Origin of the sequence: Vibrio sp. Y20_XG_PY13 (assembly GCF_024181925.1) — a bacterium.
Taxonomy (GTDB): Bacteria; Pseudomonadota; Gammaproteobacteria; order Enterobacterales; family Vibrionaceae; genus Vibrio; species Vibrio parahaemolyticus.
In genome coordinates this window covers 792,481-808,034 of record NZ_JAMZAL010000001.1, presented here as the reverse complement: position 1 = coordinate 808,034, position 15,554 = coordinate 792,481, and the positions used below count along the sequence as shown (strand labels likewise).

The window sequence follows — 15,554 nt, the reverse complement described above, 5'->3', positions numbered from 1 at the left end:
ACCATGGATATCGTCGTTGATAGCCACACCCATACTATTGCCAGTGGACATGCCTACAGCACCATTTTAGAGAACGCATTGGCAGCCAAGAATAAGGGGTTAAAACTTCTTTGTACCACCGATCATGCTCCCGAAATGCCAGGAGCCCCTCACTACTGGCACTTCAACAATCAAAGAATTTTGCCCCGCTTTTTGCATGAGGTCGGTATTCTCCGTGGCGTTGAAGCCAACACTTTAAACGTCAAAGGCGAGATCGATCTTCCGCTTTCCTCTGATCAACATCTTGATTGGGTAATTGCTAGCTTTCATGAGCCCGTTTTTAGACCCGCAACCGAAGCGGAGCACACTGCCGCGCTAATTAACGTCATTAAAAGTGGCAGAGTGGACGTGTTAGGGCACTTAGGTAATCCCAATTACCCATTTGATATGGAGCAAGTGTTGCGTTGCGCTAAATCCCACAATGTGGCGATTGAGGTGAACAATACGTCTCTCACAGGCAAGAGCCGAAAGGGCAGTGATGCGCGCTGTGATCAAATTGTTGCCTTAGGAAAAGAGATTGGCGTGTATTTCAGTACCGGCTCTGATGCGCACTTTTGCGAAGAGATTTCAAAACTGGATCTCGCCATCGAATTGCTGGAAAAATATGGCGTGGAGAAGGACAAAATCCTAACGACTTCAACCCGTCGTTTCTTGAAGTTCTTACTACTCAGAGGTAAACCGCGCATTCCTGAGTTCGACGCGTTTTACTGATGTATGTGCATGAATAATCAGAAGTAGACCCCGCCAATCGGCGGGGTTTGTATTAGTTATGTACAAACTTGCTTACTTACAAAGGTGACTCAACGACTACATATTTACGATCTGTCCTAAGTGGCGCAAACCATGTGTCTTGGTATTTGAAATAGCTTTGCCCGTCTATCACTACCGTCTGCTTGGTGTGGGGAAGTGAGTCAACAATTTCGCCAAGCTTATAAGGACTTGGGGTTTTCTTAGTGATCGTTTTGCTTGTCTCTGTTGTCGTGGTGCTCACTTGGTTAGGAGAGGCAGAATAAGAGTTGGGTGAGTTTGTCACGGTGCTTAAGTTCGTTGTTGTTGACGCTGAGTTAGGTAAAACATCACTACCACTGATGACTGTGTAATTTCCGGCTGGTGGGTTTTGGACATACACGTAACGACTGCCGCGCTGTTGATAATAGGCGTCTTGCACAATGGCATAGGTCACTCCAGCGAAAATCGCAAACGTAGCGATGCCAACCAGATCGTTATGGTAATAGTAATAACGACCACGATAAGGTGGATACCAATAACCAGGTCGCACATAAATGAAAGAGGAATGGTATCGTGGCGGTCTTATTACGACGGGTGGACGATGGTAGTAAGGCGGTCTGTAGTCGTGTGAAGGGCGATGCGGCGGCCGAATCGGTCGCTCCGGACGATTTACAGGATGACTGTGGTGCTTATTGCCCGGTTGAGTAATGGGTTTCACCGAATGTTGCGGATGAGGTTTTGCCTGTAATGTTGTTGTGCCAAGTATCATGACAAACACACTGGTCGCAAGCCCTCTGAAAATTGATATGTAGTTCATAAAACGCCTCCCCTTGATATTGGAGAGTAGGGTGCTCAAAACATAAGTATAACAGAGCGAAACAATTAGGAAGCGTTAGGATCTGAGCGTTGTTCAAGTACTAGAGATAAGAGGCGCACCAGTAGGGACTGTGCTTCAGGTGATAGCAGCCGAGCAACCGTCACCAAATCTTCTGCGGTCACGTGTTCTATCCCTCTAATATCGAGCGCGATATCGAGGTCAGTCAGATTTAGAGAGCGCAAAATAGAGCGGTATTGCGAAAGTTTGAGATCCGATTCTCCTCGCTCGATGCGTTGGTAGGTTTTGACGCTCATTCCTGCGATATTTGCCATTTGTTCACGCGACAAACCGTGTTCTTTTCGTCTAATAATGAGCGCTTCAACGATAGGGTCTACGTGCATGGCTTCTCCAGATAGGACAGTTTTGACCTGATCAACGCAAGAAGTGGACCACTTTAACCACCCTATCTTTACCCGATTTTAAAAAGGGTATAAGAATGGCGTTCTAATTAAATGTGCAATTATTTCAGTCAGTTCTTATAAAAATGGAAAAGCATCAGTCATATAAATCAATTACAGCAAAAGTCTCTATTCGCAAAATGCAACGCATTTTAGATCAGCTGCTGAATGAAATTGATGAGAAACACCGCGCTTCAAAAGAGAATGTTGTGACATTGACTCGGCAGTCACAGCATCGTCTGATGGGCTATAAAGAGCTTTATCTTCACCGTGAGGCTATAGCCGAAAGTGAGCTGCTGTTGGCGTATGAAAGCATGAGTGATACCGAGAAACAGATAGCTGATATGGGGCTATCAGAACTAACTTATGCCATTGAAGCGCTAGATAGAGCGTGCTAACGCATTGCACAATATCGTCAACGATTGGATTGTGTTGAATAAAGGGAATAATAAACAAAGAAGGGATGCAAATGCTGGGGAACCACACCCAGCATTCGGACACTCATTTACCTAAATTTTCGAACCGTAAATCAGTGTTTAGAGGTATGTGAACCGAAGCGAGTCGGTACGCAGCGAATAATAGCGATATTGTCTGATCTAGGCTACGTCCTTGGAATCTAATACCTTAATCTAAACTGTAAATTAATTTGTACACACGCCAATAATTGAGCGCTCCAGCACGTTCTTTTTCTCATTAAGCGATAAAAGACTAACTAGCGATGAAAATAGCAACATATCTATTGCTCCATCAAAGGGTTGTTAAAATATATCGCTGTAAGACTGACCTTTTGCTTTTCAATCGTCCTAGTTATGCCTTACAATCTTTTTCGAACCAAATCCATTCATAAAGAATGGGGTTGATGATTCCAGATGAACGATTTTGCTTCGAACCCAAAGTTGTCACATCTCATCAACCATTAACATCGCCCAAAACGACTCCCGATTCATTCATGTGCAATTGAACTAACCACCTTTTTCTGCATGTTTCTTGTGACAGGGGTTCTTGTATCCATTTTCTGGCTAAGAGAGAAGTAGGGTCGTTTTGCGTCTGTGCTTTGGATGCTGCACAGCTGGCGAGAGATAAACGGATTGAATTTAGAGGTATTAACCGTGAACCTAAAACTTGTCGGCAGTTCCCTGATCGTTGCAGGTACTGCTCTTGGCGCCGGTATGCTTGCCATACCTATGGTGCTTGCTCAATTTGGCCTCCTTTGGGGCACTCTTCTTATGTTGTTCATCTGGGCTGGAACCACTTATGCCGCTTTGCTTCTACTTGAAGCGAGTTGCAAAGTCGGTGGTGGCGTAAGTATGAACGCAATCGCCCGCGAAACACTGGGTAAAGGCGGTCAGTTAGTGACTAATGGCCTGCTTTACGCGTTGCTTGTTTGTCTATTGATGGCTTACATCATTGGCGCTGGCGATCTAGTGCAAAAAATCACGGCATCAGTCGGCCTTTCTGTTTCCACTGTTTCTAGCCAAGTTGGCTTTACTATCTTAGTGGGTCTGATTGTTTCTGCTGGCACTGGTGTGGTCGACAAGCTGAACCGTGGTCTGTTTATCGGTATGATTGTTGCACTTGTTTTAACGCTGTTTGCCCTTGCTCCTAGTGTTTCATTCGAAGGCCTAAACGAAGTCGTTAGTAGCGACAAAATGGCACTGATCAAAACCAGTTCTGTGCTATTCACCAGTTTTGGCTTTATGGTCGTCATTCCTTCGTTGGTGACTTACAACAAAGAAGCGAGCAAAACTCAGCTGCGCAACATGATCGTTGTCGGCTCTACGATTCCTTTGGTTTGTTACCTATTGTGGTTGTTTGCGGTTGTGGGTAACTTGCCGCCACATGAGCTGGTACAGTACTCAAACGTCACTGAACTGATCTCGGTTCTTGGTCAACAGTACAATGGCTTGGAGTTTATTCTGTCCATGTTTACTGGTTTGGCGTTGCTAACTTCATTCTTGGGTGTGGCAATGGCGCTTTACGACCAAAACGCGGACTTGCTCAAAACCAGCAAGCCAGTGGTATTCGTCACCACATTTATTCTGCCGCTACTTGGTGCTGTATTTGCCCCGGAACATTTCTTAGCAATTTTAAGCTACGCAGGCATTATTCTTGTGTTCTTGGCAGTTTTTGTTCCATTGTCGATGACAATGAAAGTGCGCCGTGTACCTGTCGAAGACAACAGCGTTTATGAAGCTGGTGGCGGTGTGATGGGCATGAGTATGATTTTCCTGTTTGGCTGCTTCCTACTATTTGCACAAGCTGTGTAATGCAAGCACATTGAATACATGAGCCGCCCGTTGAAAAACGAGCGGCTTTTTTAATGGCAATGACATAAGTTTTACGAGAGATGACGGCTTTGACGTCGTGCTGATAATTGTTCATAAGCTCTGACCGAGAGGTGATACTCCTTAGCGAACAACTGACATGTGGTAAGCAGATGCTGATTAATATAGTGATAGTTATATCGATAAGGGGAATCGTTGTGTCAAAGCAATTATCTGTTGCCATGGTTGGCGTTATGCTGTCTTTGGGTGTGTTCAGTGCGGAAGCGATGGCAGATCCAAAACACAGACACGGTCATAAACACGAGCATCATCATGACCATCACCACCATAAACGTAAGCACAAGCATAAACACCGACATCATGATGTGATTGTGGTGAACCCAAGGCCGCCAAGGCACCAATACTACTATTACGACCGCATTCCTCGTAATAGCACTTACATTCAAATTGGTAACTTTACGTATTTAAAAGTGGATGACCATTATTATCGTCGTTCAAGTGACCGATATATCCATGTAAAACTATAGATACAAAAACAGCGAGCTAGGCTCGCTGTTTTTGTTGATGAAAGACCTAAACCGTAAAGCGATTTAGGATTTCATCCTGCTTGCGTACATTGTCGTGTTGAGATTGCATCGCTTCGTTAGTGCGGTTTGCAGAATCAGCAACTTGAGTGGATAGGTCTTTAATATTGACCGTGTTGTTGTTGATTTCTTCCGCAACAAGGCTTTGCTCTTCTGCCGCAGAGGCGATTTGCAAGTTCATGTCTGAGATCCGTTGAATCGCATCACGAATGCGTTGTAGCGCATCATTCGCCAAATCGGCTTTTTCTACCGCTTCTACAGCACTGCCTTTGCTTTGATGCATCGCGCTTGCCACTGAAGACGCGCCAGATTGTAGCTGCTCAATCATGCTGCGAATTTCTGTTGTCGATTCCTGTGTACGCTGTGCCAGTGTGCGAACTTCATCGGCCACTACAGCAAAACCACGACCAGATTCACCTGCGCGTGCAGCCTCGATTGCAGCATTCAATGCAAGTAGGTTGGTTTGGTCTGCAATATCGTTGATAACTTTAAGAATCGTTTCGATGTTTGCTGTTGCTGACTCTAACACTTGAACTTCTTCAACAGCCAAATCGATGCTGTCTGAGAGCATATTAATGGTTTGTGTTGATTCGCTCACGACTGATGAACCTTCAATGGTTGCTTGATCGGCTTCTTTAGCAGCGCTTGCGGCACCTTGTGCGTTGTTCGCAACTTCTGTCGCGGTGACAGACATTTCGTGCATTGCGGTTGCCAGTTGCTCCAATTCTTGAAGCTGAGTTTGAATGGCACCAGCGGAGTCGCGTGCGCCTTCTGCCGTGATTTGAGTGCCAGTAAGAATCTGATCAGAGATCGATTTCGATTCAATGATCTGCTGCTGAAGATTTTCCATGAAGGTGTTGAAGTTTTTCGCTAGCTCAGAAAACTCCTGATCGGTGTCGGTTTCTAGGCGTTGCGTTAAATCACCTTTGCCAGATGCGACGTCTTTAATTGCCGTGTTTAGTGTATCTAGCGGGCGCATTAGAGTTCTGATCAGAAGTGTTAATGCGATAACTGAAGCAAGTACAGCGATGATTGAGTAAATGATCGCGCTATTACGTAGCTCTCCAACCACTGAGTAAGCTGCCGTTTCATCAATGATTGCACCCACGTACCAGTTCTCACTTGGGATATGAGTAAGGCTAACCATGTAAGGATTGTTATCAACTTCGATGTGTTGAGTCGCCTTATTTAAGTCAACTTGCGGTAGGTAACTATTGAGCTTTTCACCGTTGTACTTACTTTGCGGGTGCGCAATCGTCGTGCCATCGTCAGTGACTAAGAACAAGTAACCAGCATCAAACAGGTTCACTTGGTTAACTAGGTCGGAAAGGGTAGTTAGCTCTAGGTCGTAAAACATGCCCGCTAAGAACTGACCGTTTTGTTTTACTGGCGTACCAACAGAGATGATCACATTCTTAGATGAAGCATCAACATAAGGGTCGGTAACCACCAAATCGCCTTTGTTTTTGGCTGCGATAAACCAAGGGCGTTGGCGAGGATCATAATCAGGCCCTGCATCCCAACCGTCGTCGTTTTCAATCACGAAGCCATTACTTTCGTAACCAAAACCAATCGCTAGGAAGCTCGATTTCGGAGTTGGCTTTTCAAGAATGTCTTTTACGTATGTGCGGTCGTTTGGCGATAGTTCTATGATCTCTGTGATCGAGCGTGCGAGATCTTTCTTCGCGTTCATTTCGGATTGAACGGTGTTGCTCACACTGGTCAAAATCTCTTTAACGCTTGAATTGATGTGCTCCTGAGTTTGAGAACGAATCGTCATAACTTGTTGCGTCGATAGTAGCGACACAGTAATTAGCAGCAAAATTGAAGAGGCGGTGACAACCTTATGTCTGAATTTCATGAGTTTTCCTCTAAGTCTCCCGGATAGTTTTCTTCTGCTTCCACCTCTTTTTTGGTTCGGGTGAATTCGGCAGAAAAAGAAACCTGTTGTGTTTGATTACTTTCTTATCGACATCTTTATCAAAAACATGAATCCATTTGTTGTCTTTTTTAACCAAAATTAAACAAAACGGTGATTTGAGTTAAAACTTGTGAGTTTGATCTGATTAGTGAGCCATCTTAATGAAAGCGTCATAATGAAAGGAATTGCTTAAAGAGTGCTGTTGTTAACAGGTTTGATTGAGGAGTTTAGTAAAATTTTATGTATTATAAATAAGCGTTTACTGAGGTTTTTTCTTTGTAAATTATAGAGTTTACGTTGGGGGCGAAGTTAAGTGGGGAAGTAAGCCAAATTTTAGTTGTAAAAAAGGCCCCGACAAAGCGGAGCCTTTGTGTATGCTTTGATTTTAGAAAATCAGATGCGCAACACCAGCAATCACAGGAAGTGTAATCAGCGTACGCAGAATGAAGATAACAAACAGTTCTACGATGTTAACTGGAATCTTGCTACCTAGTAGTAGTGCACCAACTTCTGACATGTAAATCAACTGAGTAACAGACATTGCTGCGATAACAAAACGAGTCATTTCGTTGTCGATAGATGCCGCCAGAATCGCAGGGATAAACATATCTGCAAAGCCAACCACGATAGTTTGTGATGCTTGTACCGCTTCAGGGATTTGTAGCAGCTCTAAGTAAGGAATGAATGGCTGACCAAGGATCTCAAACACTGACGTGTATTCAGCAATCACTAGTGCAACGGTACCCAAACCCATAACAACAGGCAGTACGCCAAACACCATATCGATAGCGTTGTGTACGCCTTCTTTGAATACAGACTGAACAGATTTTACTTCTGCAGCGCGTTTTAGAGCTAAGTCCATGCCCCATGAGAATGTCGTGTGACCTTCTGGCACTGCATCTACATCTTCTGCTGGCTTGCTGCCGTCAATGTAACGGTCTTTTTTCAGGCTTAGAGGCGGCAAACGAGGAATGATAACCGCAGCCACGATACCTGCTAAACAGATAGCTCCGTAGAAAGGTAGGAACAGGTGTTCAAGTTGAACCTGAGCAATAACAACTAAGCTGAATGTGATCGATACCGCTGAGAACGTTGTACCAACAACTGCCGCTTCACGTTGAGTGTAGAACTTGTTTTCGTACTGCTTGCTTGTCAGTAGGATGCCCACACTGCCATCACCCAACCATGATGCCATACAGTCGATCGCACTACGGCCAGGTAGGTTAAATACCGGACGCATTACTTTACTTAATAGCGCGCCAAATAGTTCTAGAAGACCGAAGTTAAGTAGTAGAGGAAGCAGAAGGCCAGCAAAAATGAATACTGCGAATAGCGTTGGTAGAAGACCAGTTAAAACAAGGCCGCCCGTGTTTTCTTCCCAAATCGCTTTTGGACCTACTTGGAAGAACGTCATCAATACCGCAGCACCACCGATTAGGCGAACAACAAGCCAAAGTGGAGACGGGTTGAAAAGTCCGTTTAAGAAACCGTTACGAAGGATCGCTGCTGGCTTGAAAATTTTACAAAGAACAGAAGCGGCAGCCATGAAAGCGATAATAGCGGTAACGATAGCAATAAGTGCATCGCCAAGTAAGGCAGGAATGACTTTTGCCATGACTGCAACAGGGATAGTGAGGTCGCCATTGTAAGAAATAGGCGCCATAAACAGCAGAAGACCGATTAGGGATGGAATGAAGAACATCCAAAAGTTGCCCTTAGGTGCTTCAGTAGCATTGGTGTTGTTATGCATAGTTTTCTCGTGTTACTACTAGTCAATACTCGCCATATTCCATGACATAAATATTCACTAAACATCCGTATTTAATCACAGTGATGCGGAGGGTACCCGCAAACTGCATCCATTGCAATACTATTCATTAAATACATGTAGTTATTCAGCCGATTTATCGGATAAATTGCCAAATAACGCCATTGTGTATATGAAAATGTTGCGTGTGTTAGAAAATTGTAGCACGAGAGGCGTGCTGTGCAGATTCTTATGGGGCGCAGTGTGACTGGAATAATAAAAAGACGGGCAAATGTGATTACGATCTCACGTAAATTACCTTGGTTTTTAGGCTTAACCTTAATAGTACTAAGGGCTATAGAAGGCTGTATTGAGTGTTATATAAAGAAAGTTGAGACAGTCGAAGGTGGATTGGAATGAAGCAGAGTCGCAACGGATTCATGCATTGATGGCTGAATCCGTTGCTTGAAATTAAGCGTTTTGGTTGCGACTGATGGAGTAAAGGTAAGCCCAGTAAATTAGCGCGATACCAAAGGCTAAAATTGCAGGAAATACCAGAGCATACAAGCCATAAGCCATAAATAAGGCAGCGCCGACGCTCCCGCCTAGTAAAAAACCAAAGAAGATGAATAGAAACAACTTAGCTTTACGGCGGTCAAATTGACGTCCTCGTAAGCTCTCACCAATCATAATGCCAAGGTCGGTAATGATCCCCGTCATGTGTGTCGTTCGGACAACTGCGCCACTAAAAGTGGTGATCATCGCATTCTGCAAACCACATGCTGCTGACGCTAAGTATTGGCCGTAGGAGTCGCCCTCGACCAAGAAGCCTAAACTTAACAGTAACAAACTCCCTTCAATACAAAGTGCCACACCATAGCGTCGGCCAAGCTTTAAAGCGCTACTCTCAATAAAGAAGCCGCTAAACGCAGAGCCAATCAAAAAGCTGAATACGATAAAGAGCAGGTGAATGGAATTATCCATACCTGTTAATAGGCTATTCCCTAGCTGAGTTACGGTTCCGGAAAGATGCGTTATCGCTTGATGTTGAAAGCCGAGAAGACCAACGGCATTGACGCAGCCCGCGAGAAGGGCAAGTAGAAACGCGCCATATTCCACCCAACGAGGAAGTCTGGAAATCACAATAAAACCCCACCAAATGTTAGGAGCAGATTATAACGCTCACACTGAGTTACGAAACCTTTTCCTGTTCAACTCGGTTGATCATTCTCAAAAAAATCTCATTTATAGAGCTTTTGCTCAGATAATAACAAGCCAATAAAGGGGGATTCCCCTCTATTGAATGTGTTCCATTGTGCACTCGAAACTCACCCAGCCATGTTTCCTTTGCTCATAAATCGAAACTTTTGGCTCATGAAATTCGGTGTTATTGAAAATTCCAACGGGAACAACAACGATTTCGGGAGCTGCGGATAACAACAGTCGCATCGTCGTGCCACAAGCAGGGCAAAATTCGTATTTCACTTCATTACCATCGTCGCTGATTCTGGTGTAGTTAGTCGTGTCACCATCTAAAATGACCTGCTCCTTATCGAATTTGGCCTGGACACCAAAAACGCTGCCTGTTCGTTTCTGGCATTCAAAGCAGTGACAAATAGAGGTTCGCAGAGGTTCATCTTTACAGCGAAGTTGAACTAAGCCACAGGCGCACTCTCCGGTGTGAATTATGTTTGTCATCGTTATTACCTATCGATTGCCCACTAAACAGTTTATACCTAAATCCGCTCGAGTGATTTCACGATACTTGGTTCATCGAGATTTGAGTGTATGCGGTGATCCTATTCGAATTGGTATATACTCCGAACACAATTTTTAGAACAAAAACAAGGAAGTCGCTATGGCTCGCAGCAGAATTCTGCCAATTCCACTCATTCTTCTTATTCCTATCGTGCTATTAGCGATTGTTATCATTGCTGGTGTGTATCGCTTTAGCTTGTCTGATGATGAAATCATGGCCAAGTTTCCGCAAGCAGAGGTGCAATCTAATCCTATCGTTGCCGAAGTGTTGGGAGTGCAAGCGAAGAATCCGTGGACAATTCAAGTACCAGAGCAAAATGCCGTCTCTTTTTTAGAAGAGTGGGACAAGGAGAATGGCTACCTGATTGGTCAGTATGATGCAGGCGCGACAAAGGGGCAGGTTTTGGTACCGACCGCGTTTATCGCTCAACGTAAAATCAACAAAGAATTTTGGATTGCGGCGCCGATGATTGTTACGACTCAAGGCTCAGGGGCATTTTATTATGTTGGGTTATTTAAGTTTGATCCGATCCCGAGCCGAGTGGTGTTGCTAGACAGCGTGTTTATTGGTGATCGAGTTAAATTTGCTCAAATCAATTGGCAAACGGATACCAAAATTGCTATTTCATTCCTAACGCATGGCGAAAGTCAATCCATGGCAGATGAGCCAAATCAATCAAATTCAGCCACTCTAACCCGTGTAGGTAATAACCTACATATGCAACAGTGATGAATTTTTTTTGACTTCTGTAAAAATTAAGTGTTTTCTGCGCTAGATCTCGAAATTTCATAGTGATTTCTTATACGGGAATGCATAAGCTATGAGCCTTGTTTGAAAGGAGATAGTAATTCCCGTGTCTACAAATGAAATTACAAAACGGTTGCCGAATCTGACAAGTCGTAGAGCGCTACTGTTATACTCCTTGCCAGTTTTAGTTGCGATAGGTGTTTCTCACTCTCTCAAAGAGTCATCTTTAACTAAAACCATCGCATTAAACCTGCCAGAATCGCAGGTTGTTGAACGAATTCTTGATGCGACGACTGCGGAAGTCGTCACTCCACCTAATTTTGAGTATCAAATCCAAGCTGGCGATAATTTAAGTACTATCTTTAGCCAACTCGGTTTCGGTTACAGTTCATTAATGAAAGTAATGGAAACGGATTTGAACTACCTTGCACTTGATACCTTAAAGCCTGGTAATACGCTGCGTTTTTGGCGCAATGATGCCACAGGCGAGCTAGAAAAAATGGAACTGCAATTTTCGATTGCAGATAAAGTGGTTTACCAGCTGAACAGCGATGGTGGCTATGACTTTACCGATATTTCCATTCCTGGTGTTTGGCGTCAGGAGCCGCTAGTTGGCGTAATTCAAGGCAGTTTCTCTTCTTCTGCTAATCGTTTAGGTCTGAGTTCTGCAGAAATCAGCCAAGTGGTGAGCTTGCTAAAAGAGCAGGTGAACTTTGGACGTGATCTTCGTGCGGGTGACCGATTTGAAGTGGTTCGTCGTTCACAAACTATCAACGGTGTTTCAACTGGCAAGAATGAAATCGAAGCGATCAAAATCTACAATCGTGGTCGTGAGATAACCGCGTATCTTCATACGGATGGTCAGTTCTACAACGCGAAAGGTGAAAGCCTACAGCGTGCGTTCCAACGTTATCCTGTGAGCCGTAGTTGGCGTATCAGTTCTGGATTTAACCCAAATCGTTTACACCCAGTAACAGGCCGTATTGCACCGCATAACGGTACTGACTTTGCTGTGCCAACTGGCACACCAGTAGTGTCGACGGGTGATGGCACCGTGATTATGACACGTAAGCACCCGTATGCGGGTAACTACGTTGTTGTTGAGCACGGTAACAAATACAAAACGCGTTACCTGCATCTAAGCAAGATCTTAGTGAAGAAAGGCCAAAAAGTTTCTCGCGGTCAGCGTATCGGTTTGTCTGGTAAAACAGGCCGAGTTACTGGCCCACACCTTCATTATGAATTGATCGAGTACGGACGCCCTGTCAACGCGATGCGCGCGAATATTCCGATGGCGAGCTCTGTTCCTAAGAAGGAGATGGCAACCTTCATCGCGAATCGAGATGAAATGGATAAGCTACTAAAAAACAAAGAGAAAGCGGTTTTATAGCTGTTTAGGCTCTTAATCGAAACAAAAAGACCAAGCAATTGCTTGGTCTTTTTTATGCGCGTTTGACTTGTCTATCGTTAATCATGTGTACCAATTCATCGACGTTGTGTGGGCGAGAATAGAAGTAGCCTTGAATATAATGACAACCCATGTCGATAAGCTTATTTAGCGCCCTGTCGTCTTCTACGCCTTCTGCAATTAAGTCGACATCCAACAGTTGAGCTAGCTGGGCTATCAGATACACCACTTGCTCTGACGTTTTGTTCGAGAGCATATTGCGCACAAATGTGGCGTCAATTTTGATGCTGTCGATAGGGTAATTATGAATGTAATTTAAGCTCGAATAGCCGGTGCCGAAGTCATCCAGTGCGACTTTAAAACCAAGATAGCGAAGCGAGTTCAAAACCATCTGCTCGCGTCCACTTTGAGAAAGCAAAACGGTTTCAGTGAGCTCTATAACAAAGTCCGAAGCATCATGACCGTATCGCTCGAGCAAGGTTGTTAGGTGGTTGATGTAGCGGTTTGAATCGACCAGTTCGTGTGCAGAGCAGTTGATGGATAGCTTCACAGTATAACCGAGGTGAGCCTCTAACTCTTGCTTCGCAATACATGCTAACTCTATGATTCGCTCACCTAATTCGATGATTAATCCCGATTGCTCGGCCGCTTCAATAAACTCCGCAGGGGAGATGTTGCCATACACACTGCTGTTCCAACGAGCGAGTATTTCAAAGTAATCCCAGCGATCATTGTTTACATCAACAATCGGTTGTAACACCACGTAAAGCTCATGACTTTCAGTAATGCTCGTGCTTAATTGAATGCGCATCGCTTCAATCAGTTGCGTTTGACGATGATAAAGCGCACTTAAGTGCGTGTCGTAATGTTGAATTCGTGTGTCACGGTGTTTTTTGCAATCTTTCAACGCTAAGCTGGCATTTAGGATCAGTTCATCACTGTTGAGCATGTGAACAGGCGCACGTGCAATGCCAATGCTCACGGTAAAAGAAATACGATTGGATTTGTCACTGTAACCGGCTTCAATTTTATCGAGCACTTCCTGACATACAGCTACGGGATCTTCATCATAAGTAATAAAGGCAAACTCGTCGCCAGCAACGCGAAACGCGTTATTTGGGGAAGACAAGCTCTGTTGAATCGCATTTGCAGTAAACTTGATGATCTGGTCACCAATGTAGTTCCCGTTGATGTCGTTTATCGATTTGAAGTTGTCGATATCTAAATACGCCAGATTAAAAGGGCGGGTGGCTTGCTGCGTTAATGTTTCGAGCGTGTCTGCCAAACAGCTGCGGTTCAACAAACCGGTGAGGTTGTCATGAGAGACTTCGTAGCTAAGTTGGTTTAGGAGTTTGTCCGAACGCTCGCTGACCCATTTTTCACGAAGGCTATGGATAATCACATTGGCATAAAAGCGATGAAGTTCGAGCACATCTTGTGCTTCTTTCGCGTGAATGCTTCGAGTAAAAGTAGACAGCAAAATCCCAAGCACTTCGCCACTTTGTGTTTTCAACGGTAGGCCAAGGTAAGCTTGAACGCCATCATCCTGAAACATCTGGTCTTCAGGAAAGCGTTTATAGACCTGATCTTGGTAAAAGATGTGCTCGCCAATGTCTTTCGCGACTTTTTCACATGGAGTGCCCGACAGGTGGTAACTGAGGTTATCTGAGATCTCTCCGCCACTTGCAAAGGAAATGGTGTGCGCAGCATGTTGAAGATGAGCCACTTCAACAACGCATGTACAATGACTCTTCAACTGTTGATGGATATCTAAAGTCACTCTGTTGAGCAGAGCGCTCCCATTGAGCTTCAATATTTCATCAAGCTTTTGGACACTGATTTGTACATGATCCATTAAACACGTTACCTAGCCGTTATTAATTTCATATCGTGCTTTGATAGTTGTGCGACACGACGACTTATAATTTGATATGCATCAAGTAAACTATCGTTTACTTAAGGAGATTTTTCAAACTTTGAATCCCAACAGACAAGGAATTAACACTAATAGGTGAGTCTAGTAAGACTAGAGTGTTATCAAAGTTTGAGGCATTAATTTCAAAGTAGTCGCTTACTCACACATTTAACAAGAAAACTATCAAATTAGATGCGTTTTTCTTCTTCTAAACGGGATTTTAGATAGTCGAGGAACAATTGGGTGCGTGTGTGTTGGTAGTCCAGTTTTGGGTAGTACGCATACACCGTAGCCTCGTCGGCTGTAACATCCGGCAAAATAGGCACTAGCGCCCCGGATTTTAAATCGTCTTTGATCATTACGTTGTTGGTCATCAAGATACCCATTCCGCGTTTTGCACCATGAAACAGAGCTTCTGGATTGGTCGTTGCGAAGTTGCCTGACAAGCTCACTCTTTTCCCACGGTTGGTCTTGATCTCTCTTGCCGGTTTTTCTCCCCAAATCAAAATATTGTGTTTTGTCAGCTCTTCAACATTTTGTGGCGTGCCGTATTTTTCTAAGTAACTCGGCGCTGCATAAAACTGAGCTTTGTGTTCGAACAGCGGGGTTGCTTTAAAGCTTAATGAATTGAGCTGTTCCAAATGACGACTGATGAATAGATCCAAACTCAGTTCCGGCAGTTGACCGGGTAGCGTCGTGGTGAGTTGCAGAGTGATATCGGGGTATTTTTCTAGAAAATCATCAAGGTAGTGGACTAAAAACTTAGAACCTACCGCCAACGTTGCGCCAATCTTTAACAGACCGGCCGGAGACTGGTTTACTGAGCGAGTTTCATCTAACACGGACTGCCAAGAGTCAAGTTGCACTTTGGCTCGCTCGTAGAATAGTGCACCAGCTTCGGTTTGACTTATTGAACGAGTGGTACGCTTGAGTAACTGGACGCCAATTTTGTCCTCTAACCACTGGATACGCTTGCTGATGGCAGAGCTTGTCGTGTTGAGCTTCCGTGCGGCTGCATTGAAGCTGCCTTCTTCGATAACTCGAATGTAACTTTGTACACTTTGAATCCAATCCATTAAGTCCTCCGAGGAAATAATTCCTTTCCAATTTAGCTGATTATCATCGTTGAGTATCAAATATACACT

At 44.2% G+C, this 15,554-nt stretch carries 14 protein-coding genes; 6 read left to right on the top strand and 8 right to left on the bottom strand.

Annotated elements, in window-relative coordinates; genetic code table 11:
* The first annotated feature begins 3 nt into the window (after positions 1 to 3).
* Complete coding sequence (locus tag NL646_RS03560; protein ID WP_017447865.1) at positions 4 to 750, top strand: phosphatase; 747 nt, start codon at positions 4 to 6, stop codon at positions 748 to 750.
* A gap of 76 nt (positions 751 to 826) precedes the next feature.
* On the opposite strand, the gene NL646_RS03555 is transcribed toward NL646_RS03560, so the two are convergent.
* Both NL646_RS03555 and NL646_RS03550 read right to left on the bottom strand, forming a co-directional pair.
* Positions 827 to 1,585, bottom strand: a complete 759-nt coding sequence (locus tag NL646_RS03555) for a hypothetical protein (protein WP_253663858.1) — start codon at positions 1,583 to 1,585, stop codon at positions 827 to 829.
* 65 nt (positions 1,586 to 1,650) lie between these two features.
* The gene (locus NL646_RS03550; protein ID WP_005462056.1) at positions 1,651 to 1,986 is read right to left on the bottom strand and encodes a helix-turn-helix transcriptional regulator; all 336 of its coding nucleotides are present in this window, start codon (positions 1,984 to 1,986) and stop codon (positions 1,651 to 1,653) included.
* A gap of 143 nt (positions 1,987 to 2,129) precedes the next feature.
* Between NL646_RS03550 and NL646_RS03545 the strand changes: the two genes are divergently transcribed.
* The 3 genes from NL646_RS03545 (at position 2,130) to NL646_RS03535 (ending at position 4,855) form a co-directional block, all read left to right on the top strand.
* A complete protein-coding gene (locus NL646_RS03545; protein ID WP_025627987.1) occupies positions 2,130 to 2,441 on the top strand; it encodes a hypothetical protein in 312 nt (103 codons plus the stop codon).
* Positions 2,442 to 3,152: 711 nt separating this feature from the next.
* Positions 3,153 to 4,310, top strand: coding sequence for an amino acid permease (locus NL646_RS03540; protein WP_005462067.1), 1,158 nt, complete (start codon positions 3,153 to 3,155; stop codon positions 4,308 to 4,310).
* A gap of 215 nt (positions 4,311 to 4,525) precedes the next feature.
* The gene (locus NL646_RS03535) at positions 4,526 to 4,855 is read left to right on the top strand and encodes a hypothetical protein (RefSeq protein WP_020835034.1); all 330 of its coding nucleotides are present in this window, start codon (positions 4,526 to 4,528) and stop codon (positions 4,853 to 4,855) included.
* A 46-nt stretch (positions 4,856 to 4,901) separates the two neighbouring features.
* On the opposite strand, the gene NL646_RS03530 is transcribed toward NL646_RS03535, so the two are convergent.
* From NL646_RS03530 to NL646_RS03515, 4 genes are all read right to left on the bottom strand, one after another.
* Positions 4,902 to 6,773 (bottom strand): methyl-accepting chemotaxis protein, encoded by a 1,872-nt coding sequence (locus NL646_RS03530; RefSeq protein WP_020842326.1) that lies wholly within the window; start codon positions 6,771 to 6,773, stop codon positions 4,902 to 4,904.
* Between the two features lie 445 nt (positions 6,774 to 7,218).
* Complete coding sequence (locus NL646_RS03525; RefSeq protein ID WP_025629385.1) at positions 7,219 to 8,583, bottom strand: YjiH family protein; 1,365 nt, start codon at positions 8,581 to 8,583, stop codon at positions 7,219 to 7,221.
* A gap of 468 nt (positions 8,584 to 9,051) precedes the next feature.
* On the bottom strand, positions 9,052 to 9,723 hold the full coding sequence (locus NL646_RS03520; protein WP_015313010.1) for a YoaK family protein: 672 nt from the start codon (positions 9,721 to 9,723) through the stop codon (positions 9,052 to 9,054).
* Positions 9,724 to 9,876: 153 nt separating this feature from the next.
* Entirely contained in the window at positions 9,877 to 10,278 is a 402-nt protein-coding gene (locus tag NL646_RS03515; protein ID WP_005487761.1) for a GFA family protein, read from the bottom strand.
* A gap of 160 nt (positions 10,279 to 10,438) precedes the next feature.
* Between NL646_RS03515 and NL646_RS03510 the strand changes: the two genes are divergently transcribed.
* Together NL646_RS03510 and NL646_RS03505 are read left to right on the top strand one after the other, a co-directional pair.
* Positions 10,439 to 11,068, top strand: coding sequence for a hypothetical protein (locus NL646_RS03510; RefSeq protein WP_005482728.1), 630 nt, complete (start codon positions 10,439 to 10,441; stop codon positions 11,066 to 11,068).
* Positions 11,069 to 11,192: 124 nt separating this feature from the next.
* Positions 11,193 to 12,476 carry a peptidoglycan DD-metalloendopeptidase family protein gene (locus NL646_RS03505; protein WP_086458281.1) on the top strand — a complete coding sequence of 428 codons (1,284 nt, stop codon included), beginning with the start codon at positions 11,193 to 11,195 and terminating at the stop codon, positions 12,474 to 12,476.
* 52 nt (positions 12,477 to 12,528) lie between these two features.
* On the opposite strand, the gene NL646_RS03500 is transcribed toward NL646_RS03505, so the two are convergent.
* Positions 12,529 to 14,349 (bottom strand): bifunctional diguanylate cyclase/phosphodiesterase, encoded by a 1,821-nt coding sequence (locus NL646_RS03500; protein ID WP_005461969.1) that lies wholly within the window; start codon positions 14,347 to 14,349, stop codon positions 12,529 to 12,531.
* Positions 14,350 to 14,597: 248 nt separating this feature from the next.
* Positions 14,598 to 15,485: a LysR family transcriptional regulator gene (locus NL646_RS03495; protein ID WP_005498358.1), complete on the bottom strand. Its 888-nt coding sequence runs from the start codon at positions 15,483 to 15,485 to the stop codon at positions 14,598 to 14,600.
* Positions 15,486 to 15,554: the final 69 nt, after the last annotated feature.

Excerpts from the sequence above, each read along its gene's own strand:
- NL646_RS03560 (WP_017447865.1), top strand. The coding sequence starts at position 4 with ATGGATATCGTCGTTGATAGCCACACCCATACTATTGCCAGTGGACAT.
- NL646_RS03555 (WP_253663858.1), bottom strand. The coding sequence starts at position 1,585 with ATGAACTACATATCAATTTTCAGAGGGCTTGCGACCAGTGTGTTTGTC.
- NL646_RS03530 (WP_020842326.1), bottom strand. The coding sequence starts at position 6,773 with ATGAAATTCAGACATAAGGTTGTCACCGCCTCTTCAATTTTGCTGCTA.
- NL646_RS03500 (WP_005461969.1), bottom strand. The coding sequence starts at position 14,349 with ATGGATCATGTACAAATCAGTGTCCAAAAGCTTGATGAAATATTGAAG.
- NL646_RS03545 (WP_025627987.1), top strand. The coding sequence starts at position 2,130 with ATGGAAAAGCATCAGTCATATAAATCAATTACAGCAAAAGTCTCTATT.
- NL646_RS03525 (WP_025629385.1), bottom strand. The coding sequence starts at position 8,583 with ATGCATAACAACACCAATGCTACTGAAGCACCTAAGGGCAACTTTTGG.
- NL646_RS03510 (WP_005482728.1), top strand. The coding sequence starts at position 10,439 with ATGGCTCGCAGCAGAATTCTGCCAATTCCACTCATTCTTCTTATTCCT.
- NL646_RS03515 (WP_005487761.1), bottom strand. The coding sequence starts at position 10,278 with ATGACAAACATAATTCACACCGGAGAGTGCGCCTGTGGCTTAGTTCAA.
- NL646_RS03550 (WP_005462056.1), bottom strand. The coding sequence starts at position 1,986 with ATGCACGTAGACCCTATCGTTGAAGCGCTCATTATTAGACGAAAAGAA.
- NL646_RS03495 (WP_005498358.1), bottom strand. The coding sequence starts at position 15,485 with ATGGATTGGATTCAAAGTGTACAAAGTTACATTCGAGTTATCGAAGAA.